This is a genomic window from Pseudomonas sp. P110(2024), from assembly GCF_057480795.1.
Genome location: NZ_JBLIYT010000003.1, coordinates 68,821 through 93,775 on the forward strand (window position 1 = coordinate 68,821; position 24,955 = coordinate 93,775).

Annotated in this window: 25 protein-coding genes; 9 read left to right on the top strand and 16 right to left on the bottom strand. The window is 64.1% G+C overall.

Annotated features, from left to right (window positions below):
- Window positions 1-36: 36 nt before the first annotated feature.
- From AC25ND_RS05455 to AC25ND_RS05485, 7 genes are all read right to left on the bottom strand, one after another.
- Window positions 37-948, bottom strand: a complete 912-nt coding sequence (locus AC25ND_RS05455) for a response regulator (RefSeq protein WP_028689969.1) — start codon at window positions 946-948, stop codon at window positions 37-39.
- Between the two features lie 163 nt (window positions 949-1,111).
- Window positions 1,112-1,882: a phosphate signaling complex protein PhoU gene (gene phoU / locus AC25ND_RS05460; RefSeq protein WP_023630537.1), complete on the bottom strand. Its 771-nt coding sequence runs from the start codon at window positions 1,880-1,882 to the stop codon at window positions 1,112-1,114.
- Between the two features lie 97 nt (window positions 1,883-1,979).
- On the bottom strand, window positions 1,980-2,813 hold the full coding sequence (gene pstB, locus AC25ND_RS05465) for a phosphate ABC transporter ATP-binding protein PstB (RefSeq protein WP_028689970.1): 834 nt from the start codon (window positions 2,811-2,813) through the stop codon (window positions 1,980-1,982).
- Between the two features lie 72 nt (window positions 2,814-2,885).
- The gene (pstA, locus tag AC25ND_RS05470) at window positions 2,886-4,556 is read right to left on the bottom strand and encodes a phosphate ABC transporter permease PstA (protein ID WP_062575621.1); all 1,671 of its coding nucleotides are present in this window, start codon (window positions 4,554-4,556) and stop codon (window positions 2,886-2,888) included.
- Between the two features lie 17 nt (window positions 4,557-4,573).
- Window positions 4,574-6,862 (bottom strand): ABC transporter permease subunit, encoded by a 2,289-nt coding sequence (locus AC25ND_RS05475; RefSeq protein ID WP_062360103.1) that lies wholly within the window; start codon window positions 6,860-6,862, stop codon window positions 4,574-4,576.
- A 142-nt stretch (window positions 6,863-7,004) separates the two neighbouring features.
- Entirely contained in the window at window positions 7,005-8,003 is a 999-nt protein-coding gene (locus AC25ND_RS05480; RefSeq protein WP_011536436.1) for a phosphate ABC transporter substrate-binding protein PstS, read from the bottom strand.
- 168 nt (window positions 8,004-8,171) lie between these two features.
- Entirely contained in the window at window positions 8,172-9,461 is a 1,290-nt protein-coding gene (locus AC25ND_RS05485; RefSeq protein WP_062360101.1) for an MFS transporter, read from the bottom strand.
- Window positions 9,462-9,823: 362 nt separating this feature from the next.
- Between AC25ND_RS05485 and AC25ND_RS05490 the strand changes: the two genes are divergently transcribed.
- Together AC25ND_RS05490 and AC25ND_RS05495 are read left to right on the top strand one after the other, a co-directional pair.
- The gene (locus AC25ND_RS05490; protein ID WP_003253317.1) at window positions 9,824-10,222 is read left to right on the top strand and encodes an acyl-CoA thioesterase; all 399 of its coding nucleotides are present in this window, start codon (window positions 9,824-9,826) and stop codon (window positions 10,220-10,222) included.
- A gap of 73 nt (window positions 10,223-10,295) precedes the next feature.
- Window positions 10,296-11,192 (top strand): D-hexose-6-phosphate mutarotase, encoded by an 897-nt coding sequence (locus AC25ND_RS05495; protein WP_069015982.1) that lies wholly within the window; start codon window positions 10,296-10,298, stop codon window positions 11,190-11,192.
- Between the two features lie 117 nt (window positions 11,193-11,309).
- Here AC25ND_RS05495 and AC25ND_RS05500 read toward each other — a convergent pair whose 3' ends face one another.
- The 5 genes from AC25ND_RS05500 to AC25ND_RS05520 form a co-directional block, all read right to left on the bottom strand.
- Complete coding sequence (locus AC25ND_RS05500; RefSeq protein ID WP_028689975.1) at window positions 11,310-11,843, bottom strand: DUF3299 domain-containing protein; 534 nt, start codon at window positions 11,841-11,843, stop codon at window positions 11,310-11,312.
- 50 nt (window positions 11,844-11,893) lie between these two features.
- Window positions 11,894-12,139: a GlsB/YeaQ/YmgE family stress response membrane protein gene (locus tag AC25ND_RS05505; RefSeq protein WP_011536441.1), complete on the bottom strand. Its 246-nt coding sequence runs from the start codon at window positions 12,137-12,139 to the stop codon at window positions 11,894-11,896.
- 96 nt (window positions 12,140-12,235) lie between these two features.
- Window positions 12,236-13,318, bottom strand: a complete 1,083-nt coding sequence (locus AC25ND_RS05510) for a 5-(carboxyamino)imidazole ribonucleotide synthase (protein ID WP_486976154.1) — start codon at window positions 13,316-13,318, stop codon at window positions 12,236-12,238.
- A 10-nt stretch (window positions 13,319-13,328) separates the two neighbouring features.
- Window positions 13,329-13,820 (bottom strand): 5-(carboxyamino)imidazole ribonucleotide mutase, encoded by a 492-nt coding sequence (gene purE, locus AC25ND_RS05515; RefSeq protein ID WP_028689977.1) that lies wholly within the window; start codon window positions 13,818-13,820, stop codon window positions 13,329-13,331.
- Window positions 13,821-13,991: 171 nt separating this feature from the next.
- The gene (locus AC25ND_RS05520) at window positions 13,992-14,921 is read right to left on the bottom strand and encodes a LysR substrate-binding domain-containing protein (protein WP_028689978.1); all 930 of its coding nucleotides are present in this window, start codon (window positions 14,919-14,921) and stop codon (window positions 13,992-13,994) included.
- 181 nt (window positions 14,922-15,102) lie between these two features.
- Here AC25ND_RS05520 and aspA point away from each other — a divergent pair, with 181 nt between their 5' ends.
- From aspA to AC25ND_RS05540, 4 genes are all read left to right on the top strand, one after another.
- Window positions 15,103-16,527, top strand: a complete 1,425-nt coding sequence (gene aspA, locus AC25ND_RS05525) for an aspartate ammonia-lyase (RefSeq protein WP_028689979.1) — start codon at window positions 15,103-15,105, stop codon at window positions 16,525-16,527.
- A 168-nt stretch (window positions 16,528-16,695) separates the two neighbouring features.
- The gene (locus tag AC25ND_RS05530) at window positions 16,696-17,688 is read left to right on the top strand and encodes an AraC family transcriptional regulator (RefSeq protein ID WP_028689980.1); all 993 of its coding nucleotides are present in this window, start codon (window positions 16,696-16,698) and stop codon (window positions 17,686-17,688) included.
- Between the two features lie 128 nt (window positions 17,689-17,816).
- A complete protein-coding gene (locus AC25ND_RS05535; protein ID WP_207851223.1) occupies window positions 17,817-18,857 on the top strand; it encodes a histone deacetylase family protein in 1,041 nt (346 codons plus the stop codon).
- A gap of 2 nt (window positions 18,858-18,859) precedes the next feature.
- On the top strand, window positions 18,860-19,963 hold the full coding sequence (locus tag AC25ND_RS05540) for an extracellular solute-binding protein (protein WP_028689982.1): 1,104 nt from the start codon (window positions 18,860-18,862) through the stop codon (window positions 19,961-19,963).
- 112 nt (window positions 19,964-20,075) lie between these two features.
- On the opposite strand, the gene pdxR is transcribed toward AC25ND_RS05540, so the two are convergent.
- Window positions 20,076-21,605, bottom strand: a complete 1,530-nt coding sequence (gene pdxR / locus AC25ND_RS05545) for a MocR-like pyridoxine biosynthesis transcription factor PdxR (protein ID WP_486976155.1) — start codon at window positions 21,603-21,605, stop codon at window positions 20,076-20,078.
- A 90-nt stretch (window positions 21,606-21,695) separates the two neighbouring features.
- Between pdxR and AC25ND_RS05550 the strand changes: the two genes are divergently transcribed.
- The 3 genes from AC25ND_RS05550 to AC25ND_RS05560 are packed head-to-tail and all read left to right on the top strand — an operon-like array spanning window position 21,696 to window position 23,462.
- Window positions 21,696-22,325, top strand: coding sequence for an FMN-binding negative transcriptional regulator (locus AC25ND_RS05550; RefSeq protein ID WP_028689984.1), 630 nt, complete (start codon window positions 21,696-21,698; stop codon window positions 22,323-22,325).
- Between the two features lie 11 nt (window positions 22,326-22,336).
- Window positions 22,337-22,783, top strand: coding sequence for a GNAT family N-acetyltransferase (locus AC25ND_RS05555; protein ID WP_486976156.1), 447 nt, complete (start codon window positions 22,337-22,339; stop codon window positions 22,781-22,783).
- Window positions 22,784-22,790: 7 nt separating this feature from the next.
- Window positions 22,791-23,462, top strand: coding sequence for a GNAT family N-acetyltransferase (locus AC25ND_RS05560; protein WP_028689986.1), 672 nt, complete (start codon window positions 22,791-22,793; stop codon window positions 23,460-23,462).
- A 67-nt stretch (window positions 23,463-23,529) separates the two neighbouring features.
- On the opposite strand, the gene AC25ND_RS05565 is transcribed toward AC25ND_RS05560, so the two are convergent.
- The 3 genes from AC25ND_RS05565 to AC25ND_RS05575 form a co-directional block, all read right to left on the bottom strand.
- Window positions 23,530-23,808, bottom strand: a complete 279-nt coding sequence (locus AC25ND_RS05565; protein WP_486976157.1) for a helix-turn-helix transcriptional regulator — start codon at window positions 23,806-23,808, stop codon at window positions 23,530-23,532.
- Window positions 23,805-23,981 (bottom strand): hypothetical protein, encoded by a 177-nt coding sequence (locus AC25ND_RS05570; RefSeq protein WP_486976158.1) that lies wholly within the window; start codon window positions 23,979-23,981, stop codon window positions 23,805-23,807. Before AC25ND_RS05570 ends, AC25ND_RS05565 begins: the two co-directional genes overlap by 4 nt.
- Before the next feature lie 65 nt (window positions 23,982-24,046).
- Window positions 24,047-24,946, bottom strand: coding sequence for a homocysteine S-methyltransferase family protein (locus AC25ND_RS05575; protein ID WP_028689988.1), 900 nt, complete (start codon window positions 24,944-24,946; stop codon window positions 24,047-24,049).
- Window positions 24,947-24,955 lie beyond the last annotated feature (9 nt).

The window sequence follows — 24,955 nt, forward strand, 5'->3', positions numbered from 1 at the left end:
AATCCGCTCCGACCTGTCGCGGTGCTCAAGCGGCCATCAAGCCCCGGGCGTGAAGTGCTTCTGCGCCGTGCCGCGGGCAATCAGTCGCGACAGGTAGTCGAGCTTCTGCGCATCCTGGTCGACGAACTTGAAGGTCAGTTGCAGCCAGTCGCTCTCAGGCTTGGGCTCCAGCGCCGCAATAGCGTGCAGGTAGCCATTTAGCCGCGCCGTTTCGGCATTCTCGCCTTGCTCCAGGTCCAGCACCGCGCCTTCGAGCACCTGTGGCAGGTTGGTGCCGCGACGCACCACCAGCAGGGCCTCCTTGAGGCTCAGGGCCTTGATCATGCACGGCTGGGTTCCGCTGGACAGCCGCAGTTGGCCTTGGCCACGACCAGCCTGGGCCGCCGCAGCGGCGGTCTTCGGCGTGGGGGCGTTGATCAGAGGCTTGGCCGCCGCGGCCACAGGCGCGGCGGCGGGTGCGGTTACCTTGGCCGCGTCTGGACGACCGCCGGTCAGGGCGCTGAGCGAGTCGTTGGCGAACGCCGAGTTGACTCGCGCCGGCGCGCTGGACATCAGGCTGTCGAGCTTGCCGATCTTGGTCAGCGACTTCTTCACCTTGGTCAGCAGCTGCTCGTTGGTGAACGGCTTGCCGACGAAATCGGACACACCGGCCTGGATAGCCTGGATCACGTTTTCCTTGTCACCACGGCTGGTCACCATGATGAACTGCATGGTCTTCATCTCTTCCTGCTGGCGGCACCAGGTCAGCAGTTCAAGGCCGGACATCTCCGGCATCTCCCAGTCGCACAGGACCAGGTCGAAACGTTCCTTGCTCAGCATGGCCATGGCCTTGCGGCCATTGACCGCGTCCTCGATCACCATGCCGGGGAAGGCATTGCGCAGGCACTTCCTCACCAGGTCGCGGATGAACGGGGCATCGTCCACGACCAGCACATTCACTTTACTCATCGATATTCCTCTTGAATCCCGGCTAGCATACCGCCGACTGATGGCCATTTGCCAAACCACTGGTCACGCCGGGACTTCTCACACGGTTCGCGGGTGCCTGCTGGTGCTCGACCGCAAACGAAAACGCCCGGCGGTTGCCGGGCGTTCATGCTCGGGAGCAATCCTATTTATCGTCCGGTTCAGCCGGAACATTAGCGATTTCGCCCTCATCGAACGCTTCGCCCTGCACCTCGGCTTTCATGCGCTTAAGGCCCATGTGGCGCACGTCGGTGCCGCGCACCAGGTAGATCACCAGCTCCGAGATATTGCGCGCGTGATCGCCGATGCGCTCCAGCGAACGCAGGGCCCAGATCACGCTGAGCACGCGGGAGATCGAGCGTGGGTCTTCCATCATGTAGGTGACCAGCTCGCGCAGCGCGGTCTTGTATTCACGGTCGATGGTCTTGTCGTACTGCGCCACCGACAGCGCCAGGTCGGCATCGAAACGGGCGAAGGCGTCCAGCGCGTCGCGAACCATGTTGCGCACCTGGTCGCCGATGTGGCGCACTTCGACGTAGCCGCGCGGCGACTCGCCTTCCTCGCACAGCTGGATGGCGCGGCGGGCGATCTTGGTCGACTCGTCGCCGATGCGCTCCAGGTCGATCACCGACTTGGAGATGCTGATGATCAGGCGCAGGTCGGAGGCCGCCGGCTGGCGACGGGCGAGGATGCGCACGCACTCCTCGTCGATGTTGCGCTCCATCTGGTTGATCTGCTCATCGACCTCGCGCACCTGCTGGGCCAGGCCCGAGTCGGCCTCGATCAGCGCGGTGACGGCGTCGTTCACCTGTTTCTCGACCAGGCCGCCCATGGCCAGCAGGTGGCTGCGCACCTCCTCGAGTTCGGCGTTGAACTGCTGGGAGATGTGGTGGGTAAGGCTTTCTTTGTTGATCATCGTTTCGCTCCGCGAAGCAGCTGCAAGCTTCTAGTCGTTCGTATCGTTCCCTGGCAAGAAGAATCCATTGTGGGAGCCTGCCCCCACGGGTCGCCCCCTAGCCATAGCGACCGGTGATGTAGTCTTCGGTCTGCTTTTTCGCCGGGTTGGTGAACAGGGTGTCGGTGTCACCGAATTCGACCAGTTTGCCCATGTACATGAACGCGGTGTAGTCCGAAACGCGGGCTGCCTGCTGCATGTTGTGGGTCACGATGACGATGGTGTACTTGGATTTCAGTTCGTAGATCAGCTCCTCGACCTTCAGGGTCGAGATCGGGTCCAGCGCCGAGCACGGTTCGTCGAGCAGCAGCACTTCAGGCTCCACGGCGATGGTGCGGGCAATCACCAGACGCTGCTGCTGACCACCGGACAGGCCCAGGGCCGAGTCGTGCAGGCGATCCTTGACCTCATCCCACAGCGCCGCGCCCTTCAGCGCCCACTCGACGGCTTCGTCGAGCACACGCTTCTTGTTGATGCCCTGGATGCGCAAGCCATAGACCACGTTCTCGTAAATGGTCTTGGGGAACGGGTTGGGCTTCTGGAACACCATGCCCACGCGACGGCGCAGCTCGGCCACGTCCTCGCCCTTGCGGTAGATGTTGCTGCCATACAGGTTGATGGCGCCTTCCACGCGGCAGCCGTCGACCAGGTCGTTCATGCGGTTGAACGTCCGCAGCAGGGTGGACTTGCCGCAGCCGGACGGACCGATGAAGGCTGTCACGCGCTGCTTGGGGATGTTCATGCTGACGTCGAACAGCGCTTGCTTGTCGCCGTAGAACAGGGACAGCCCGGGAACCTCGATGGCCACGGTCTCTTCGGCCAGGCGCAGGCTCTGCTTGTCGCGGCCCAGGGCCGACATGTCGATGCCGTGGGCGTGGGATTCATGCTGCATGGTCAACTCCATACGCTATCAATTCGTTTCAAAGGGCCGCCCGCTGTTCGGGCGGCACGCTTGCAATCAGGATCAGTGGTCGAGGGCCTTGTACTTCTCGCGCAGGTGGTTACGGATCCACACCGCCGAGAGGTTGAGGGTGGCGATCACCAGCACCAGCAACAGCGCGGTGGCGTACACCAGCGGCCGCGCGGCCTCGACGTTGGGGCTCTGGAAGCCGACGTCGTAGATGTGGAAGCCCAGGTGCATGATCTTCTGGTCCAGGTGCAGGTACGGATAGTTGCCGTCCACCGGCAGCGACGGCGCCAGCTTCACCACACCCACCAGCATCAGCGGGGCCACTTCGCCGGCGGCGCGGGCCACGGCGAGGATCATGCCGGTCATCATGGCCGGACTGGCCATCGGCAAGACGATCTTCCACAGGGTCTCGGCCTTGGTCGCGCCCAGGGCCAGCGAGCCCTCGCGCACGGTGCGCGGAATTCGCGCCAGGCCTTCCTCGGTGGCCACGATCACCACCGGTACCGCCAGCAGCGCCAGGGTCAGCGAGGCCCACAGCAGGCCGGGGGTGCCGAGGGTCGGCGCCGGCAGCGACTCTGGGAAGAACAGCCGGTCGATCGAGCCGCCCAGCACGTAGACGAAGAAGCCCAGGCCGAACACGCCATAGACGATCGCCGGAACGCCGGCCAGGTTGTTCACCGCGATGCGGATCAACCGGGTCACCGGGCCCTGCTTGGCATACTCGCGCAGGTAGACCGCGGCCAGCACGCCGAACGGGGTGACGATCACGGCCATGATCAGGGTCATCATCACGGTGCCGAAGATGGCCGGGAAGATCCCCCCCTCGGTGTTGGCCTCACGCGGGTCGTCGCTGAGGAACTCCCACACCTTGGCGAAGTAGGCCCCCATCTTGGTCAGGCCGGACATGGCGTTCGGCTGGATGGCGTGGACCACCTTGCTCAGGTTGATCTCCACCTCGCGACCATTGCCGTCGCGGGCGACCAGGCTGTCGCGGGCAAAGGCCTGGTGCAGGCCGGTCAGGCGCTCCTCGATGGCCTTGTAACGGTTGTTCAGCTCGGCACGTTCAGCGTCCATGTCGGCCTGGGCGGCGGCGTCCAGCTTGCCGTCCAGTTCCAGCTTGCGGCCGTGCAGGCGCAGGCGCTCGAGGCCATGGTTGATGGCGCCGATATCCTTCTTCTCCAGCTTCACCAGCTGGTCGTTGAGCTCGCTGGCGCGCTTGAGGCGGGCCTGCAGCTCGTTCCAGGCCTCGGGGCCCTGGGCGACCACGCGCCCCTCTTCCTTGACGCTGACCAGGTAACCGTAGAAGTTGCCCCACTCACGGCGTTCCAGGGCGATCAGGTCGGCAGGCTTTTGCTGGTCCACCAGCCACTCGCCGACCACCCAGGTGAAGTCACTGCCGTTGAGGTCGCGGTTACCGACCTTGATCAGCTCTCGGGTCATGAACTCCGGGCCCTGCTCGGGCACCGGCAGGCCGGCGCCCTTGAGGCGTTCACGCGGTACTTCTTCTTTCTGCACCACTTCACCGATGACCACGTGGTCGGCCTGGCCCGGCACCTTGTAGGTGGCCTGGACCAGGTCGGCCGGCCAGAAGTGGCCCAGGCCGCGCACGGCGATCACGGCCAGCAGGCCGACGGTCATGATGACCGCCATGGCGACCGCGCCACCACTGATCCAGACGCCGGGGGCGCCGCTCTTGAACCAGCCTTTGAGGGAATCCTTTTTCACGGATCTCTACCTTTCTATCAAAGCGACGAGTATTTCTTGCGCAGGCGCTGGCGAATCAGCTCGGCCAGGGTGTTCATCACGAAGGTGAACAGCAGCAGCACGAGGGCAGCGAGGAACAGCACACGATAGTGGCTGCCGCCGACTTCCGATTCGGGCATTTCCACGGCCACGTTGGCGGCCAGGGTGCGCATGCCCTCGAACAGGTTCATCTCCATCACCGGCGTGTTGCCGGTGGCCATCAGCACGATCATGGTCTCGCCCACCGCACGGCCCATGCCGATCATCAGCGCCGAGAAGATGCCCGGGCTGGCGGTGAGGATGACCACGCGGGTCAGGGTCTGCCACGGCGTGGCGCCCAGCGCCAGCGAACCCAGGGTCAGGCTGCGCGGCACGCTGAACACGGCGTCTTCGGCGATGGAATAGATGTTCGGGATGACCGCGAAGCCCATGGCGATACCGACCACCAAGGCGTTGCGCTGGTCGTAGGTGATGCCCAGGTCGTTGCTGATCCACAGGCGCATGTCGCCCTTGAAGAACCAGCTCTCGAGGAACGGGCTCATGTACAGGGCGAACCAACCGATCACCAGGATCACCGGGATCAGGATCGCCGCTTCCCAGCCATCCGGGATGCGCAGGCGGATCGACTCAGGCAGGCGGCTCCAGCTGAAGCCGGCGAGCAGGATGCCGATCGGCATGATCACGAACAGGCTGAACACGCCCGGCAGGTGGCCTTCGAGATACGGCGCGAGGAACAGGCCGGCGAAGAAGCCGAGGATCACCGTCGGCATCGCTTCCATCAGCTCGATCACCGGCTTTACCTTGCGGCGCATGCCCGGGGCCATGAAGTAGGCAGTGTAGATGGCGGCGGCAATCGCCAGCGGCGCGGCCAGGATCATCGCGTAGAACGCGGCCTTGAGCGTGCCGAAGGTCAGCGGCGACAGACTCAGCTTGGGCTCGAAGTCGGTGTTCGAGGCGGTCGACTGCCAGACGTATTTAGGCTCGTCGTAGTTCTCGTACCAGACCTTGCCCCACAGCGCGCTGAAGGAGATCTCCGGGTGCGGGTTGCGCAGGCTCAGCGGGAGCAGCTTGCCGCCTTGCTCGATGATGATGCGGTTGGCGCGTGGCGACAGGGCCAGCACGCCCGCGCCTTCGGCAACCGGCTCGACCAGCAGGGTGCGGTGTGCGGTGCTGTGGAACACGCCCAATTTGCCTTCGCTGTCCAGGGCGATGAAGCCCTTGCGGCGCTCTTCGGCGTCGATCTGCACCACCGGGGCCTTGCCCAACTTGAAGCTGCGGATCAGCTTGAGGCGCGACTCGCCATCCGGGTCACGGGCCATGAACCACTGGCTCAGGCCACCCTTGGAGTCACCGAAGATCAGCGAGATGCCACCGACCAACTGGGCGGTCGCGGTGATTTCGGCGTTGCCGTCTTCCAGCAGCTTGTAGCGGCCATTGAGGCTCTTGTCGCGCAGGCTGAACACGTCGGCGGTGGCACGGCCGTTGACCACGTACAACCATTGCTGGCGCGGGTCGATGAAAATGTTCTTCACCACCTCGGTCATCTGCGGCAGTTCGATGCGGTTCTGCTCGATGGTGACCTCGTCGGTCATCATGTTCTCGGTGCGCGACAGTTCGATCACCTGCAGGTGCGCGCCGGTGGAGCCGGCCAGCAGCAACGTGTCGCCACTGACGTTGACGCTCACGTGTTCCAGTGCGCGGCCCTGGTCATCCAGGGTGAACAGGTCCTGACCATAGGGGTAGTCGATACCCGGGTCGATGGTCTTCTTGTTGTCCGGATAGGTGATCTTGTAGGTGTGATGGAACACCAGCGCCTGGCCGTTGGACAGGCCCAGCACCACCAGCGGACTGCCGGGCTGGTCGGTGCTGATCGAGCTGACCTGGGCGCCCGCGGGCAGCGGCAGGTCGACGCGCTTCAATTCGTTACCCGTCTTGGTGTCGAAGAACAGCGCCTGGCCCTTGTCGGAAACACGCATGCCCACGAGGTTCTGCTCCTCGAGGGCGATCATCAGGGGTTTGCCGGCGTCCTGCTGCAGCCAGGTCGGCTCCAAGGCCTTTTTGCTGGTCAACTCGGCGCCCTGGAACAGCGGCAGCACCACGTAGGCCAGGTAGAAGAAGATCAGCGTGATCGCTGCCAGCACGGCAAGGCCGCCCACCAGGACGTACCAGCGGGTCAGACGGTCCTTGAGGGCGCGCAGGCGGCGCTTGCGTTGCAACTCGGGCGTATTGAAATCAATGCGCACGGGAGGAGAATTTTGGGTCATTGTGGAGTTGGCCAGATCATTCATGCGCACACCCTAGCGGTCCCGTATGACAAAAACATGACAGTGCAGTGACGCAAAAAAGCCCGCCGCTCAGGAGCCCTGGCTTCGGACTAGGGAATTCGTGGGAGAGGCCGGCATTGTTGGCACCGGCCTCGTCCTCAGTTACTTACTTCTTTGCAACGTTACCCGCGTGGGACAGGCCCAAGTCGGCCAGGGTCTTGTCGACCACCTTGGCTGGCAGCGGGATGTAACCGTCCTTCACGACAACTTGCTGGCCGGCCTGCGACAGCACCAGCTTGACGAACTCGGCTTCCAGCGGGGCCAGAGGCTTGTTCGGCGCCTTGTTGACGTAGACGTACAGGAAGCGCGACAGCGGGTAGGTACCGTTCAGGGCGTTGGCTTCGTTGTCTTCGACGAAGGCGCCCCCTTCTTTCTTGGCCAGGGCCACGGTCTTGACGCTGGCGGTCTTGTAGCCGATGCCCGAGTAGCCGATGCCGTTCAGCGAGGAGCTGATCGACTGCACGACCGAGGCCGAGCCAGGCTGCTCGTTGACGTTAGGCTTGAAGTCGCCTTTGCACAGGGCTTCTTCCTTGAAGTAGCCGTAGGTGCCCGATACCGAGTTGCGGCCGAACAGCTGGATCGGCTTGTTGGCCAGGTCGCCGGTCACGCCGACGTCACCCCAGGTCTTGATCTCGCTCTTGCCACCGCACAGGCGGGTGGAGGAGAAGATGGCGTCGACCTGGGCCATGGTCAGGCCCTTGATCGGGTTGTCCTTGTGCACGAACACGGCCAGGGCGTCGACGGCGACCGGGATGGCGGTCGGCTTGTAGCCGTACTTCTGCTCGAAGGCCTGCAGCTCGACGTCCTTCATCTTGCGGCTCATCGGGCCCAGGTTGGCGGTGCCTTCGGTCAGCGCGGGTGGCGCGGTGGAGGAGCCGGCGGCCTGGATCTGGATGTTTACGTTCGGATATTCCTTCTTGTAGGCCTCGGCCCACAGGGTCATCAGGTTCGCGAGGGTGTCGGAACCGACGCTGGAGAGGTTGCCCGATACACCGGTGGTCTTGGTGTAGGTCGGGATTGCAGGATCGACAGCGGCGACCGCATTGGCGGCAGCGACGCCAGCGGCGGCAAAGGTCAGGGCCGCCATCAAACGCTTCAGTTTCATGCCTTGCTCCTAGCAGGAATATCGTGGGTTGTGAGATGGAACGGGCCCAAGTATCTGCAGGCCGCATGAACACTCTATGACTTGAATATGACAATTGGATGAAAGGCCATCACCGGGAACCGGGATGGCCTTTACAGGATGTTGCAGAGGGGGAACTTAGAGCGGGTGTCAGCGTTTGCGAGCCAGCAAATAGGTGCCCACCAGCAGACCAACGGCACACAGGCACGCCACGTAGTAGGCTGGCGCCATCGGGCTGAACTTGAGCAGCGCGGTTACCACCATCGGCGTCAACCCGCCAAAGATCGCGTAGGCCAGGTTGTAGGAGAACGACAGGCCGCTGAAGCGCACCACCGGCGGAAACGCCTTGACCATCACGTACGGCACGGCACCGACGATGCCCACGCACAGACCGGTCAGGGCGTACAGCGGGAACAGCAGGTCTGGGCGGGTCGGCAGGCTGTGGTAGAAGGCCCAGGACGACGCCAGAAGCGCCAGGCTGCCGACGATGAACACGCGCCCGGCGCCGAAGCGGTCGGCCAGACTGCCAGCCCCGATGCAGCCCAGGCTGAGCAGCACGATGGCCAGGCTGTTGGCCTTGAGCGAATCCGTTGGGCTCACGTGATAGAGGCTTTGCAGCAATGCCGGAGTCATGAGGATGATCACCACGATGCCGGCCGACAGCAGCCAGGTGAGCAACATCGACAGGATGATCGCGCCGCGGTGGTCGCGCAGCACCGCGCGCAGCGGCAGTTCCTCGGCCAGGGCCTTTCGCGCCTGCATCTCGGCAAACACAGGGGTCTCATGCAGCCAGCGGCGCAGGTAGACCGCGAAGAAGCCGAACACCCCGCCCAGGAGGAACGGAATACGCCAGGCGTAGTCCGCCACTTCCTCGGGGGTATAGAGCGTGTTGATCAGCGTCGCCACCAGCGAGCCGAGCAGGATGCCCGAGGTCAGGCCCGCGGTCAGGGTGCCGCAGGCATAGCCGGTGTTGCGCGCCGGCACGTGCTCGGAGACGAACACCCAGGCGCCCGGCACCTCGCCGCCGATGGCCGCGCCCTGGATCACCCGCATCAACAGCAGCAGGATCGGCGCCCACAGGCCGATCTGCGCATAGGTGGGCAGCAGGCCCATCACCAGGGTCGGCACGGCCATCAGGAAGATGCTCAGGGTGAACATCTTCTTGCGCCCGAGCAGGTCGCCGAAGTGGGCCATGACGATGCCGCCAAGGGGGCGCGCCAGGTAGCCGGCGGCGAAGATGCCGAAGGTCTGCATCAGGCGCAGCCATTCGGGCATGTCGGCCGGGAAGAACAACTTGCCGACCACCGTGGCGAAAAACACGAAGATGATGAAGTCGTAGAACTCCAGAGCTCCGCCCAGGGCGGACAGCGAGAGGGTCTTGTAGTCACTGCGGGACAACGGCCGGGACGGCTGCTCGATACTGCTCTGCACGGAGGTCATCGCTGTTCTTTCTCTTGTAGGTCTGCGGACCGCTTGGCATGCGGTTTCTGGATTGGATAGGCAGCGAAGATAGCAAATTGCCGAGCCGCGCTCATAGCGGTACAAAATCCATACAGATATTCATGAATGTGCGGTCGTCGCTGGCTGTGCAGGTATATATACTGCCCGCTCGTAGGAAAAGGTTGCTTCCATTTTGGGAAGTTGTGCGAAAACGTCGGTCATTGTTGTCAGACTGTTTCGCAGAGATTCCCTTTGGCCGCCTCGCGAAGCGAAATCAGCGTAGTATGCGTGATGCTGAATCGTTTTTACGGCGTCCTTCATTGCGCCACCAACGAAGCTTCACGGGTCAGAGGCCCCACGGCATGATTGAACTCGAACAAGAAGATCCTATCCCGCAGGGCGACCTGGCCTTGCAGATCACCGCGCTGCCACGCGAGACCAATGGTTTCGGCGATATCTTCGGCGGCTGGCTGGTCGCCCAGATGGACCTGGCCGGCACCGCCATGGCCAGCCGCGTCGCCGGTGGCCGGGTGGCCACGGTGGCCATCGACCGCATGGCATTCCTGGTGCCGGTGGCAGTGGGCGCGCAGCTGTCCTTCTATACCCAGACCCTGGAGATCGGCCGCAGCTCGATCCAGATGATGGTCGAGGTGTGGAGCGACGACCCGCTGTCCAGCGAATGGCGCAAGGTCACCGAAGCCGTGTTCGTGTTCGTCGCCATCGATGGCAGCGGTCGCACCCGCTCGGTGCCTCGTCGCTGAGCCGAGCGAGCGGTAAACTCATTGCACGTCACCGGGTCCAACGGCCTGACAGACAATCAATGAGACGAGCGCAATGGCTAACTTCACGGTCGAGACCGAGCTTCACGGCGAACTCAATTGCTGGCGCATTACCAGCGAGCAGGCCGAACTATTGATCGCCCAGCAGGGCGCGCAGGTCCTCAGCTACCAGCGAATCGGCGAACCGCCGCTGCTGTGGCTGAGCGACCAGGCCATTTTCCGCAAGGGCAAGTCGGTGCGCGCCGGCGCGCCGGTGTGCTGGCCGTGGTTCGGCATCTTCGAACGCAACCCGGATTCGGTCAAAGCCATGTTCAAGGGCGAGCAGCCACCGGCCCATGGCCTGGTGCGCGGGCGCGACTGGCAATTGCTGGGGGCCGAGAAGCACGGCGAAAACCTGCACATCGAATTCGAACTACCCGAAGCCCAGGGCGATCTGCCGGGTTGGGCCCACGAAGTCCAGCTCAAGCTGCTGGTGGAACTGGGCGACCAGCTGAAGCTGACCCTGACCAGCTACAACCTCGGCCATTCCGACGTCACCCTGAGCCAGGCCCTGCACAGCTACTTCGCGGTAAGCGACGTGCGCCAGGTGCAGGTGGAAGGCGTGGACGGGTTGGCCTATATCGAAACCCTGGCCAACTGGGAGCAACGCCAGCAGCAGGGCAACCTGGGTTTCGCGGGCGAGACCGACCGCATCTACCTGAACGCCCCCGAGCGCCTGGCCATCGTCGACCCGCACTGGAACCGACGCATCACCCTGCAGGCCGGCGGCTCACGCACCGCGGTCATCTGGAACCCCTGGACCGAGCGGGCCCGCGACCTGCCGGACATGGCCGACGATGGCTGGCAGCGCATGCTGTGCATCGAGACGGCGAATGTGATGGATGACGTGGTGGTGCTCAAGCCGGGGGCGAGTCATGCGATGAGCGTGGCGATCGGTAGCGAAGTGCTCTGAGGTTTCCAGGACCGCTACGCGGTCCTTTCGCGACACAAGGCCGTTCCCACAGGATTCGCGTGATCCCTGTGGGCGCGGCCTTGCGTCGCGACGGGCTGCAAAGCAGTCCCGGATGCGTTACAGGTCGGCATCCTCCACCACCCTCACCTGCCCCGCCTCCAGCGCATACGCCGCATCCGCCAGGTCATTGCTGACCGTCTCCACCTTCAGCGTGCCGGTCACCCACAACGGCGTGTAGATGTCATCGATCTTCAACCCTTTCGGATAACGCACCAGCACCAGCTGGTTCGGTGGCGGTGGCGGAACATGGATGCAGGCGCCCGGGTACGGCACGAGGAAGAACAGCGTGCTGTTGCCCTTGGCATCGCTTTCCAACGGCACCGGATACCCGCCCAGGCGGATCTGCTTGCCGTTCATCGCTGCCACGGTCTTGGTCGAGTACATCACCGCCGGCAAGCCCTTGCTCTGCTTCAGGCCACCCTTGGCAGTGAAGGTCCCTTGGGCTTCCGGGGAGTCGTGGTCGATCTCGGGCATCTGCTCGAGGGCTTTCTGGTCCGACTTGGGCATCAGCTCAAGCCAGTCGGTCTCGGGCAATTCGGCATGGGCCAGGGCGCTGGCCAGCAGCAGGGGGACGAGGAATAACGCACGCATGGGAATGCTCGGCAACTCGGGGATTGAATTGCCGGCATTCTAACGTGTGTTCAGCTCTTCTTGATGAAGCCGTAGATCACCAGGAGGATGATCGCGCCGACCAGGGCCCCGAAGAAGCCCGCGGCCTGCCCGGCCTGGTAGATGCCAAGGGCTTGCCCGCCATAGGTGGCAGCCAGGGAGCCGGCGATGCCGAGGAGGATGGTCATGATCCAGCCCATGCTGTCGTCACCCGGTTTCAGGAAACGCGCCAGCAGGCCGACGATCAGGCCAATGAAGATGGTTCCAATGATGCCCATGGCAATCCCTCTGTGATGAACATGAAACATGCCAAAGCCTAGTCAGCGCTTTGGCATGTTGCCATCTCAGAGCGGCATTGCCGGGCAGAAGTTCGATCAGCCGGCGATCAAGGCCTCTACTTCGGCAATCTTGGCCTTGAGGGTGGCCATGTCGGCGCAGCGCAGGGTGGCATGGCCGACTTTGCGTCCGACCTTGAACGCCTTGCCGTAGTGGTGCAGGTGGCAATCGTCGATGGCCAAGACCTTGTCCACTGGCGGTACTTCGCCGATGAAGTTGAGCATGGCGCTCTCACCCACCTTGGCGGTCGAACCCAACGGCAGGCCGGCGACGGCACGCAGGTGGTTCTCGAACTGGCTGCATTCGCTGCCTTCTATGGTCCAGTGCCCGGAGTTGTGCACGCGCGGGGCGATCTCGTTGGCCTTCAGGCCGCCGTCGACCTCGAAGAACTCGAACGCCATGACACCGACATAGTCCAGCTTCTGCAGCACGCGGTCGACGTAGTCTTCGGCCAGGGCCTGCAGCGGATGCGCCTCGCTGGCCACCGACAATTTCAGGATGCCGCTGTCGTGGGTGTTGTGCACCAACGGGTAGAAGCGGGTTTCGCCATCGCGGGCACGCACGGCCACCAGCGACACTTCGCCGGTGAACGGTACGAAACCTTCCAGCAAGCAGGGCACGCTGCCCAGCTCGGCGAAGGTGCCCACCACGTCCTCAGGCTTGCGCAGGACCTTCTGGCCCTTGCCGTCATACCCCAGGGTACGGGTCTTGAGCACGGCCGGCAGACCGATGCTGGCGACGGCGGCATCCAGGTCCGCTTGCGAGAGGATGTCGGCGAAAGCCGGGGTCGGAATCCCCAGGTCGCGGAACATGCTCTTTTCGAACAGACGATCGCGGGCAATGCGCAGGGCCTCGGCACTCGGATAGACCGGCACGAACTGCGAGAGGAAGGCGACGGTTTCGGCCGGCACGCTCTCGAACTCGAAGGTCACCAGGTCGACTTCGTCGGCCAACTGGCGCAGGTGGTCCTGGTCGCCGTAGTCGGCGCGCAGGTGCTCGCCCAGCGGCGCGGCGCAAGCGTCCGGGGCCGGGTCGAGGAAGGCGAAGTTCATGCCCAGCGGGGTGCCCGCCAGGGCCAGCATGCGGCCCAGCTGGCCGCCACCGATTACACCGATCTTCATAGCGTCAACCTCAAGCCTGGCGCGGGTCTGGATTGTCCAGAACGGTGTCGGTCTGCTCGGTGCGGAACTGCTTGAGCGCCGCGTGGAACTGCGGGTACTTGGCGCCCAGGATGCTTGCCGACAGCAGCGCGGCATTGACCGCGCCGGCCTTGCCGATGGCCAGGGTGGCCACGGGAACCCCAGCTGGCATCTGCACGATCGACAGCAGCGAATCGACACCCGACAGCATCGACGACTGCACCGGCACGCCCAACACCGGCAGGTGGGTCTTGGCGGCGCACATGCCCGGCAGGTGGGCGGCGCCACCGGCACCGGCGATGATCACCTCGATGCCGCGGCCTTCGGCCTCCTCGGCGTACTGGAACAGCAGGTCCGGGGTACGGTGGGCGGAAACCACCTTCACCTCGTAGGGAATGCCGAGTTTTTCCAGCATATCGGCGGTGTGGCTAAGGGTGGACCAATCGGACTTGGAGCCCATGATCACGCCAACCAGTGCACTCATCGTCGAGCCTCTTCGCTTGTGCGCCCGCAGGCGCGTCAAAAAACAACAAGCCACGCGGGACGACCGGCGTGGCTTGTTTGCTGATCATGACCGGATCTATCCGGTCGAGGGGCCGCGCAGTATAGCGTAACGCGAGGCGATCACGGCACCCCCGGCGACCAACTGTCGCCCTTATTTTTCGGGGGTTTGGCTGACTTTCGGGTCAACTGAGCCACCCTCCAGCTTGCGCCACAGCAACCGCACGTTGGCCTTGCGCACCAGCGCGCAGCGGTACAGGCGGATTTCCAGCGGCACATGCCACTGGCTGCCGCCACAGATCACCAGTTCGCCGCGCTCCAGCTCGCCGCGCATCGACAGCCTCGGCACCCAGGCGATGCCCATGCCTTCGAGGGCCATGCTCTTTAGACTGTCGGCCATCGCTGTTTCATAGACAGTGGTATAGCGCAGGTTGCGCTGGCGCAGCAGCAGGTTGACCGAACGGCCGAGGAAGGCACCGGCGCTGTAGGCCAGCAGCGGCACGCTGCCCTCGCCCTCCAGGTCGAACAGCGGCTTGCCGTCCGGGCTAACGGCGCACACCGGAAGCATTTCGGTGGTGCCCATGTGCAACGACGGGAAGATCTCGGCGTCCATCTGCAAGGCGGCGTCCGGATCATAGAAAGCCAGCATCAGGTCGCAACCGCCCTCGCGCAATGCATGAACGGCATCGCCGACGTTGGTGGCCACCAGGCGCGTGGCGATGTTCAAGCCATCGTTGCGCAGCTGCGCCACCCAGCGCGGGAAAAAGCCCGACGCCAGCGAGTGCGCAGCCGACACCTGAATCACCTCGCCCTGCCCGCCCTCAAGGTGATGTAAATGGCGGAGAACTTCGCTCAACTGGTCGACAACGGTACGCGCGGTGACGAGAAACAGCTGGCCGGCCTCGGTCAGTTCGATCGGTGTGCGGGAACGATTCACCAAGGTCAGCCCCAACGCCGCCTCCAGGCTGCGTATGCGCCGGCTGAAGGCCGGCTGGGTGACGAACCGGCGCTCGGCCGCCTGGGAGAAACTGCGGGTTGAGGCCAGGGCACTGAAGTCCTCCAGCCATTTGCTTTCGAGGTTCATCGACTACTCCGCAACGCGTGCACCAAAATGGAACACGCTCGATTGTCAATCGGCGTCACATCAAACCGTATGCCGTTTGTGCATAGGTTAGCGTGCAACAGCATTGGCCGCAAAATCCGGGCAGCCCTAGCATTGGCGCCATTCCGGCAGGTGCCGGGTCAAAATCGAGATGATATCCATCATGTCCTCCGCTGCATCGTTCCGCGTCGAAAAAGATCTGCTTGGTACCCTTGAAGTCCCTGCCGATGCCTACTACGGCATCCAGACTCTGCGCGCTGCCAACAACTTCCACCTCTCCGGCGTTCCGCTGTCGCACTACCCGAAACTGGTAGTCGGCCTGGCGATGGTCAAGCAGGCTGCTGCTGACGCCAACCGTGAGCTGGGGCACCTGAGCGATGCTAAGCACGCTGCCATCACTGCAGCCTGCGCCCGACTGATCAAGGGTGATTTCCACGATCAGTTCGTCGTGGACATGATTCAAGGCGGTGCCGGCACCTCCACCAACATGAACGCCAACGAAGTCATCGCCAACGTCGCGCTGGAGCACATGGGCCACCAGAAAGGTGAGTACCAGTACCTGCACCCGAACAACGACGTGAACATGGCGCAGTCGACCAACGACGCCTATCCGACCGCGATCCGTCTGGGCTTGCTGCTGGGCCACGACGCCCTGCTGGCCAGCCTCGACAGCCTGATCCAGGCCTTCGCCGCCAAGGGTAAAGAGTTCGACCACGTACTGAAGATGGGCCGTACCCAGCTGCAGGACGCCGTACCGATGACCCTGGGCCAGGAATTCCGCGCCTTCGCCACCACCATGACCGAAGACCTGCAGCGCCTGCGCTCGCTGGCGCCGGAACTGCTGACCGAAATCAACCTGGGCGGTACCGCCATCGGTACCGGCATCAACGCCGACCCGGGCTACCAGGCCCTGGCCGTGCAGCGCCTGGCGACCATCAGCGGCCAGCCGCTGGTCCCAGCTGCCGACCTGATCGAAGCCACCTCCGACATGGGCGCCTTCGTGCTGTTCTCCGGCATGCTCAAGCGTACCGCGGTCAAGCTGTCGAAGATCTGCAACGACCTGCGCCTGCTGTCCAGCGGCCCACGTACCGGCATCAACGAAATCAACCTGCCAGCACGTCAGCCAGGCAGCTCGATCATGCCAGGCAAGGTCAACCCGGTGATCCCGGAAGCCGTCAACCAGGTGGCCTTCGCCATCATGGGCAACGATCTGGCACTGACCGTCGCCGCCGAAGGTGGCCAGCTGCAGCTGAACGTCATGGAGCCGCTGATCGCCTACAAGATCTTCGACTCGATCCGCCTGCTGCAACGCGCCATGGACATGCTGCGCGAGCACTGCATCGTCGGCATCACCGCCAACGAACAGCGCTGCCGTGAACTGGTCGAGCACTCGATCGGCCTGGTCACCGCCCTGAACCCGTACATCGGCTACGAAAACGCCACCCGTATCGCCCGCGTCGCCCTGGAAACCGGCCGCGGCGTGCTAGAACTGGTGCGCGAGGAGAAGCTGCTGGACGAAGCGATGCTCAACGACATCCTGCGTCCGGAAAACATGATCGCTCCCCGTCTGGTTCCGCTGAAGGCGTAACCCAGGCCGCTGCAAACAGTCTCACCAGGTCGAGGGACTAGACACCTCTCAACCTTTCAAGGGCCCGAGCGCACGCTCCGGGCCCTTTTTTTGTGCCAGGGATTCGATATCCCTCCAACGGCACACAACTTGCTCTCCAAAGCTTCTCAGCCCAATGGGACGCCGAGCATGCTGCACAGCCACCTCACCACCCTCAACGCGGTTTCGCTGATCCTCCAGGTGTTCCAGGAGGCCGGCGTCGACCCGCGGCAGCTGCTCGCCGGCAGCGGCATAGGCCCGGCGGACCTGGGCCACGCCGATGCGCGCATCACCACCCAACAGGAGCTGCAGGTGTGCGCCAACGCCGTGGCCCGGCGTGAGGACATCGGCCTGGAACTGGGCCGGCGGATGCATGTGTCGTGCTACGGGATGCTCGGTTACGCCCTGCTCTCCAGTGCCACTTTGGGTGACGCCCTGCGCCTGGCGCTGAGTTATCCGGCACTGCTGGGAACAGTCTTCCAGCTGCGCCTGGTGGATGACGGCCAGCGAGTCTGGCTCAGCGCCACCGACCATTACGACGCCCCCGGCCTTGCCGCCTTCAACGCAGAGTTCTGCCTGGTGTCGCTGAAGGTGATCTGCGATGACCTGCTCGGCCGCCCGCTGCCGCTGCTGGCGGCGCGCTTCGAACACTCGCGTCCCGGCTACCACACGCTCTATGACGGTGCGTTCCAGTGCCCGCTCGGCTTCCAGGCCAGCGACAACGCCTTTGCCTTCGAGCGCCGCTGGCTGGACATGCCACTGCCGCTGGCCGACCCGATCACCCACAAGGCCATGGGCGAACGCTGCAGGCGCCTGAACCTTGAGTTCACCGGACGCCAGGCCTGGCTCGGACGCATTCGCCAGCTGCTGGTCCAACAGCTGGATGCCGCCCCCGGGCTGGAGGGGCTGGCACGGCAAATGAACTGCTCGTCGCGCACCTTGCGCCGGCACCTGCAAGCGCTGGGCAGCAGTTATCAACAGCTGCTCGACGAGTTGCGCTTCGAGCGGGCCAAGCAACTGCTGGCCGAAGACCAGATGCCGATCTATCGCATTGCCGAATCGCTGGGATTCAGCGAGACCGCGAGTTTCAGGCATGCCTTCCAGCGCTGGAGCGGCGTTGCGCCCAGCCATTTCCGCGGCTGACCACCCCGCGATAGCGGTCGGCACAGGTGATGGCCATATCTATCCCCTTTTGGCCATTCATGCCGTTCTCCCTGCATCAGGCCAGCCAGCACAATCGGCCCACGCCAGTCATAAACGGAGAACAACACGTGCTGACGATCTATTCCGATGACCACCGCCTGCACCATGGCCGCTGCGAGCTGATCGACGGCCAACTGATGCCCTGCTTCGAAATGCCTTCCCGCGCCGACCACGTCCTGGAGCAGGTGCAAAAGCGCAACCTCGGCCCCGTGCAAGGCCCCACCGATTTCGGTCGCGCCCCGCTGCAACGTATCCACAGCACCGACTACCTGAACTTCTTCGAAGGCGCCTGGGCTCGCTGGGCCGCACTCGGCCACGACGGCGACCTGCTGCCCTTCACCTGGCCGGCGCGCACCCTGCGCCAGGTCAAGCCCACCGGCCTGCACGGTGAACTCGGCTATTACAGCTTCGACGCTGGCGCACCCATCACCGCCGGCACCTGGCAGGCCGCCTACAGCGCGGCGCAAGTGGCCCTGACCGCCCAGGCCGCGATCCAGCAAGGCGCCCACGCGGCCTTCGCCCTGTGCCGCCCGCCGGGACACCACGCCGCCGCCGAGGTGATGGGTGGCTACTGCTACCTGAACAACGCCGCCATCGCCGCCCAGGCCTTCCTTGATCAGGGCCGGCGCAAGGTGGCCATCCTCGATGTCGACTACCACCACGGCAACGGCACCCAGGACATCTTCTACACCCGCAACGATGTGTTTTTCGCCTCGATCCACGGCGATCCGCAGGACGAGTTCCCGTTCTTCCTGGGCTATGCCGACGAAGTCGGCGAAGGCGCGGGCGAAGGCTGCAACATCAATTACCCACTGCCCGCCGGCAGTGATTGGGCCGCCTGGAGCGCTGCATTGGAAGATGCTTGCCAGCGCATCGCCGCCTACGACGCCGAGGTACTGGTGATCTCCCTCGGCGTGGACACCTTCAAGGATGACCCGATCTCCCAGTTCAAGCTCGACAGCCCGGACTATCTGGAAATGGGCAAGCGCATCGCCCAGTTGGGCAAGCCGACCTTGTTCGTGATGGAGGGTGGCTACGCTGTGGAGGAAATCGGCATCAACGCGGTCAATGTGCTGGAAGGCTTCCAGCACGCCCAGCCAGGAGCCTGAACATGGTCCGACTCAAGCGTCTGCTCGCCCCGCTCATCGCCACCGGCCTGCTCGCCGGCGCGCTCCAGGCCCATGCCGACCAGCGCACCCTGCGGGTCTACAACTGGTTCGACTACATCACCCCGCAGACCCTCACCGACTTCCAGAAGGACAGCGGGGTGAAGCTGGTCTACGACATCTTCGACACCAACGAGGCACTGGAGGCCAAGCTGCTGACCGGCAACTCCGGCTACGACGTGGTGGTGCCGTCCAACGTGTTCCTCGCCAAGCAGATCGAAGCGGGCGTGTTCCAGCCGCTCGATCGCGCCAAGCTGCCCAACTGGCAACACCTGGACCCGGCGCTGATGAAGCTGATCGAGGCCAACGATCCCGGCAACAAGTTCGCCGTGCCCTACATGTACGGCACCGTGCTGATCGGCTTCAACCCGGACAAGGTCAAGGCGGTGCTCGGCGACAACGCCCCGGTGGACAGCTGGGACCTGATCTTCAAACCGGAGAACATCGCCAAGCTCAAGCAGTGCGGCGTGGCGCTGCTCGATTCACCGTCGGAGATCCTGCCGCTGGCCCTGTCGTACCTGGGTCTGGACCCTAACAGCGGCAAGCCGGCCGACTATCAGAAAGCCCAGGACCTGCTGCTGAAGATCCGCCCGCATGTCACCTACTTCCACTCTTCCAAGTACATGGCCGACATCGCCAACGGCGACATCTGCGTGGCAGTGGGTTATTCGGGCAGCTTCTCCCAGGCCGCCAACCGCGCCCGCGAGGCAAAGAATGGCGTGACAGTGGACATGCGCCTGCCCAGGGAGGGGGCACCGATCTGGTTCGACATGCTGGCGATCCCGAAGAACGCGGCCAACCCGGAGGATGCCCATGCCTTCATCAACTACCTGCTGCGGCCTGAGGTGATCGCGCCGATCAGCGATTTCGTCGGCTACCCGAACCCGAACAAGGATGCGAACGACAAGGTAAGCCCAGCGATCCGCAACAACCCGAACCTGTACCCGACAACGGAGGCGATGGCCAAGCTGTATACCTTGAAGCCACTGCCACGGGATGCCGAGCGGGCACGCACCCGGGCCTGGACCAAGATCAAGTCGGGAACCTGATGGGGTTGGGGCCTGCTCTGCAGCCCCTCGCCGGCAAGCCGGCTCCTACAAAGGCATGCGCAGTTACTGTGGGAGTCGGCTTGCCGACGACGGGGCGCAGAGCGACCTCAATTCAGCGCCGCCAAGCCTTGCGCAGACGCATCAACGCATCCGCTATCTGCGCCTCCGGCACCGCGGCAAACCCCAGCACCAACCCTGCCCTGTTATCCACTGGCTCCTCGCTATCCTCCAGCCAGTAGCTGCTCAGCGGATTGACCTCCACCCCCACCGCTTCCGCCCGAGCCACCAGCTCCTGCTCCCGCGCGAAGTTATCCACATCTACCTTCACATGCAGCCCCGCTGCCACCACGGGCATGGCCCCCAGCCCCGGCACGTCCTGCGGCCAGCCTGCCTTGAGCACATTGCGCCGCGCCAGCGCAGCCCGGCGCATGCGGCGGATATGCCGCTGGAAATGCCCCTGGGCCATGAATTGCGCCATCACGCACTGGGTGCCGACCTCCGAATGGCGTACCGCCAGCGCCCGGCATCGACTGAACGCCTGCACCAGACGCCCGGGAAGCACCAGGTATCCCAGGCGCAAGGCCGGAAGCGCGATCTTGCCGAAGGTCCCCACGTACAGCACTCGCCCCTGGCGGTCCAGCGAGGCCAGTGGCGCCAGCGGCACACCGCTGTAACGGTACTCGCCGTCGTAGTCGTCCTCGAGGATCCAGCCATCCTGGCGCTCGGCCCAATCCAGCAGCGACAGGCGACGGGCCAGGCTCATGGTGACGCCCGTGGGGTACTGGTGGGCAGGCGTCACGTAGGCCAGCCGGCACTCGGGCATCTCGGTCAGCCTTGCGCAGTCCATGCCCTCGGCATCCACCGGCACGCCCTTGAGCGTGGCCCCGGCCATCGCGAAGGCATGCCCGGCAGCCCGGTAGCCCGGGTTTTCCACAGCCACGCCATCGCCCGGTTGCAGCAGCAGCTGTGCACAAAGGCTGATGGCCTCCTGCGCGCCACTGGTGATCACTATTTGTTCAGCCGTGCAGCTAAGCCCCCGCGAGCGTCGCAGGTAGGTGGCAATCAATTCACGCAGCTGCCACTCACCGGCCGGGTCGCCATAGCCCAGCATCGCCGGGTCGGGATTTCGCCAGAAACCCGCTTGCAGCTTGGCCCACACCTCGAACGGGAACAGGTCGAACGCCGGCACGCCGACGCGAAAAGCCTTGGGCGCCCCGCCTCTGGGCAGCGGCAAATGATGATTCTTCAGAAGTTGCAGGGGCTCGCTGATGACTGCCTGCCTGGATAAATCCTCAGTATCTGAAGCACTATATGTGGATAAGTCTGTTGATAACCCCAGGGATAACCCTGTTGATAATTGTGTGGATAGTTTCGGCAGCTGGCTCACATAGGTGCCATCGCCAACCCGGCTCTCGATGAAGCCCTCCGCATACAGCTGGTCGTAGGCTCGCACCACGCTGTTGCGCGACAGCATCAGCATCGCCGCCAAATCGCGGGTGGCCGGCAACCGCGTGCCGCTGCCCAGGCGCCCATCCAGCACCCTGGCGCGCAAGGCATGGTAGAGCTGCTGGCTCAGCCCGCGGCGGCGGTCCAGGACAATACCCGCGGGGTCGAAAGGCAGAGGATGGCAACGTTCGCTCATGACATTGGACCTATGAAAACAGCCGTGAATGGCTCTTACCTAGAGCCAATAGCCTGCCTAGCATGGGGTCATTCAGCAAGGACATCCAGCATGTACAACAACACGTCCCACCAGGAACACGACCTCGACCGCCTGCACCGGCACATGCTGCAAACCCGCCTGGCGCTGCTGGTCAGCCAGGGTGACCAGGGCCTGCTGGCCACCCACCTGCCCGTACTGGTCGAGGCTGGCGAAGGCGAGTTCGGCACGGTCTACGCCCACCTGGCCCGGGCCAACCGCCAGTGGCAGGACCTGGAGCAAGGGGGCGAGGCGCTGCTGGTGTTTCCCGGTGCCGATGCCTACGTCAGCCCGAGCTACTACCCGAGCAAGGCGGACAACCCCAAGGTGGTGCCGACCTGGAACTACCTGGCCGTGCACGCCTATGGCCCGGTCGAAGTTATCCACAACGCCCAGTCGTTACTGGACATTGTCACCCGCCTCACCGAACGCCATGAACAACTCCGCGACGAGCCCTGGAAAGTGTCTGACGCCCCAAGCGACTACCTCGACGGCATGCTCCGCGCCATCGTTGGCATCCGCCTGTCCATCAGCCGCCTGCAAGGTGCGCGCAAACTGAGCCAGAACCGTTCGGCGCATGACATTGCCGGCGTGCGCAAAGGCCTCAGTGCCAGCAATGACCACCTGGACAACCAACTCGCCGCGCACATGCGCGATCTCTGAAGGACAAGCCCATGACCCCCGTTACCCTGCGCCCGGTCGGCACTCACGATCACGCCGCCTGGCGCTCCCTGTGGCAGGCCTACCTGCGCTTCTACCAGACCGAGCTGGCCGACGAGGTCTACCTCAGCACCTGGCAGCGCCTGCTCGACCCCAACGAGCCCACCCATTCGACCCTGGCCTGGGTCGACGACAAGGCGGTGGGCCTGGTCAACTTCATCTACCATCGCACCAACTGGAGCATCCAGAATTCCTGCTACCTGCAGGACCTCTACGTGGACCGCGAGCAACGCGGCCTGGGTATCGGCCGACAGCTGATCGAGCATGTTTACGCGACGGCCAAGGCCGCCGACTGCACGAGGGTGCACTGGCTGACCCACGAGACCAATGCCACCGCCATCAGCCTGTACGAACAGATCGCCGATCGGCCGGGCTTCATCCAATTCCGCAAAGCACTGTAGGCCGAACATGAACGACGCATTGAACTGGAAGCCCGCCGGCACCCCGAAGGCCGAGCCCCTCGAAGGCCGTTTCATCCGCCTGGAAAAACTCGACCCGGCCCGCCATGGCAATGACCTGTGGGAAGTACTGCAAGGCCCGGGCTCGGACCCGTTGCTGTGGGACTACCTGCCCTACGGCCCGTTTGCCGAGCGCGCCGGCTTCGACCACTGGCTGCAAGGCAACGCCGCCAGCCGCGACCCGCTGTTCTACAGCGTGATCGACCGCGCCAGCGGCCAGGTCCAGGGCATCCTCAGCTACATGTCGATCGTCCCGGAACAGGGTCGCTTCGAAATCGGCCACATCGCCTTCGGCGCCGCCATGCAGCGCACGCCCAAGGGCACCGAGGCGGTCTACCTGCTGAGCAAGCTCGGCTTCGCGCTGGGCAACCGCCGGCTGGAATGGAAGTGCAACAACGCCAATGATCGCTCCAAGCGTGCAGCGGAGCGGTTCGGCTTTGTGTTTGAAGGGGTGTTCCGTAACCACATGGTGGTCAAGGACCGCAATCGGGATACCGCCTGGTACTCGATTACCGATGCCGAGTGGCCGGCCGTGGCGGTGGGGTTCGAGCGTTGGTTGAGTGAGGAAAACCAGCAGCCTCAGGGGCAGGTGCTGACGCTGGAGGCATGTCGCCTGGGTTGAAGCAGTGCGGGGCAAGTCGCATCGGCGCATCGGCGCTCCCACGCTTGCGACTTGCCCCGCGATGCAGTCAACCGATCTGCCAGTGACGACTGACCACACCCATTTTCAAGCCGAACGGCTTGAACACTGCATTCAACGACTTGAGCGTGGGGTTGCCTTCCCCCTGCTCGATCTGAATCAGCGTGCGAACCGAAATCTTGCACATCTTCGCAAACTGCGCCTGCTGCATCTTGGCCACCTCGACACGCAAGCGGCGCACTGCCGCGCCGAGTTCCAGGCTGCCGTCGGCGATACCTTCGCGCACAGCATCGATCAACAACCCGCGCACATCGATGGAAACTGTCATGCCAGCCCCCAGGCGGTCAGCCGCCGTTGCAGTGAGCCGAGGGCAATGGCCGGATGGTTCATTAGCGCATCAGAGAGCCCCATATCGGTCAGGATGTCCGGCAATGCCAGCAGGCTGCCGGCATCCTGGCGCAGGCGCTGGAAGGTCTGCTCCGGATCCATCAGGGGCGCCAAGGCATCAATTTCTGGGATACTAGTCCCATTGGCCCACCCTCAGCGGCAGGCCACGATCTACCTCATCAAACCAACTTCGCCTTGAGCTCGGCAATGTGCTCCGGGCCGATTCCGCAGCAACCGCCGACCAAACTGGCACCGCGCTGGCGCCAGTTCTGTGCCCAGCTCAGGTAGCCCGGTGGGTCCAGGTCTTCACGCAGCTCGTCCAGGCCATCATTGGCCGTTGCATCCTTGGGCTGGGGTGGGAAGGCGTTGGCGTAGGCACCGATGGCGATATCGGCACCCAGGCGCTCGAATGCTGCCTTGGCGGCATCGATGGCATCACCGATCACTTCGGGCTGGCTGCAGTTGAACAACAACACCTGCGCACCAAGCGCGGCAACGGCTTCGGCGGCTTGCGCGACCGGTTCGCCCGAGCGCAGCCGTGGCACATCATCGACGTCTTCATCCCGCAGGGTGAACGACACCCAGAACGGCTTGCCATCGCGCGGCAGCTGCGCGTGGATGGCACGCACTTCCGCGATCGAACTCTGGGTTTCCGCCAGCCACAGGTCGACATGCTCGGCCAGGCCTTCAAGCAGCGGCGTCAGCACTGCGGCGACCTGTTGCGGCTGGAACAGGTCTGGGCGATAGGAACCGAACAGCGGCGGCAAGGAGCCGGCAACCCGCACCTTGCCCCCGGCAGCATCGGCAGCCGCCCGTGCCAATTGCCCTGCGGTTTGTGCCAGGGCGTAGCCCTCTTTGGCAAAGCGCGCTTCGCCGATATGAAACGGCACCACCGCATAGCTGTTGCTGGTGATCACTTCGGCACCCGCCGCGATGTAGGCAGCATGGACGGCCACTACGGCCTCCGGCGCCTCGCTCAGCGCCAGCGCCGACCACTCCGGCTGACGAAACGGCGCACCCCGGCGCTGCAATTCCCGCCCCATGCCGCCATCCAGAATAACCAACGACCGTTCGCCCATATGCCATTC

What these genes read in the sequence shown, in the direction of transcription:
- AC25ND_RS05455 (WP_028689969.1), bottom strand. Translation starts at nt 948, where the DNA reads ATGAGTAAAGTGAATGTGCTGGTCGTGGACGATGCCCCGTTCATCCGC.
- phoU (WP_023630537.1), bottom strand. Translation starts at nt 1,882, where the DNA reads ATGATCAACAAAGAAAGCCTTACCCACCACATCTCCCAGCAGTTCAAC.
- pstB (WP_028689970.1), bottom strand. Translation starts at nt 2,813, where the DNA reads ATGCAGCATGAATCCCACGCCCACGGCATCGACATGTCGGCCCTGGGC.
- AC25ND_RS05475 (WP_062360103.1), bottom strand. Translation starts at nt 6,862, where the DNA reads ATGAATGATCTGGCCAACTCCACAATGACCCAAAATTCTCCTCCCGTG.
- AC25ND_RS05480 (WP_011536436.1), bottom strand. Translation starts at nt 8,003, where the DNA reads ATGAAACTGAAGCGTTTGATGGCGGCCCTGACCTTTGCCGCCGCTGGC.
- AC25ND_RS05485 (WP_062360101.1), bottom strand. Translation starts at nt 9,461, where the DNA reads ATGACCTCCGTGCAGAGCAGTATCGAGCAGCCGTCCCGGCCGTTGTCC.
- AC25ND_RS05490 (WP_003253317.1), top strand. Translation starts at nt 9,824, where the DNA reads ATGATTGAACTCGAACAAGAAGATCCTATCCCGCAGGGCGACCTGGCC.
- AC25ND_RS05495 (WP_069015982.1), top strand. Translation starts at nt 10,296, where the DNA reads ATGGCTAACTTCACGGTCGAGACCGAGCTTCACGGCGAACTCAATTGC.
- AC25ND_RS05500 (WP_028689975.1), bottom strand. Translation starts at nt 11,843, where the DNA reads ATGCGTGCGTTATTCCTCGTCCCCCTGCTGCTGGCCAGCGCCCTGGCC.
- AC25ND_RS05505 (WP_011536441.1), bottom strand. Translation starts at nt 12,139, where the DNA reads ATGGGCATCATTGGAACCATCTTCATTGGCCTGATCGTCGGCCTGCTG.
- AC25ND_RS05510 (WP_486976154.1), bottom strand. Translation starts at nt 13,318, where the DNA reads ATGAAGATCGGTGTAATCGGTGGCGGCCAGCTGGGCCGCATGCTGGCC.
- purE (WP_028689977.1), bottom strand. Translation starts at nt 13,820, where the DNA reads ATGAGTGCACTGGTTGGCGTGATCATGGGCTCCAAGTCCGATTGGTCC.
- AC25ND_RS05520 (WP_028689978.1), bottom strand. Translation starts at nt 14,921, where the DNA reads ATGAACCTCGAAAGCAAATGGCTGGAGGACTTCAGTGCCCTGGCCTCA.
- aspA (WP_028689979.1), top strand. Translation starts at nt 15,103, where the DNA reads ATGTCCTCCGCTGCATCGTTCCGCGTCGAAAAAGATCTGCTTGGTACC.
- AC25ND_RS05530 (WP_028689980.1), top strand. Translation starts at nt 16,696, where the DNA reads ATGCTGCACAGCCACCTCACCACCCTCAACGCGGTTTCGCTGATCCTC.
- AC25ND_RS05540 (WP_028689982.1), top strand. Translation starts at nt 18,860, where the DNA reads ATGGTCCGACTCAAGCGTCTGCTCGCCCCGCTCATCGCCACCGGCCTG.
- pdxR (WP_486976155.1), bottom strand. Translation starts at nt 21,605, where the DNA reads ATGAGCGAACGTTGCCATCCTCTGCCTTTCGACCCCGCGGGTATTGTC.
- AC25ND_RS05550 (WP_028689984.1), top strand. Translation starts at nt 21,696, where the DNA reads ATGTACAACAACACGTCCCACCAGGAACACGACCTCGACCGCCTGCAC.
- AC25ND_RS05555 (WP_486976156.1), top strand. Translation starts at nt 22,337, where the DNA reads ATGACCCCCGTTACCCTGCGCCCGGTCGGCACTCACGATCACGCCGCC.
- AC25ND_RS05560 (WP_028689986.1), top strand. Translation starts at nt 22,791, where the DNA reads ATGAACGACGCATTGAACTGGAAGCCCGCCGGCACCCCGAAGGCCGAG.
- AC25ND_RS05565 (WP_486976157.1), bottom strand. Translation starts at nt 23,808, where the DNA reads ATGACAGTTTCCATCGATGTGCGCGGGTTGTTGATCGATGCTGTGCGC.
- AC25ND_RS05575 (WP_028689988.1), bottom strand. Translation starts at nt 24,946, where the DNA reads ATGGGCGAACGGTCGTTGGTTATTCTGGATGGCGGCATGGGGCGGGAA.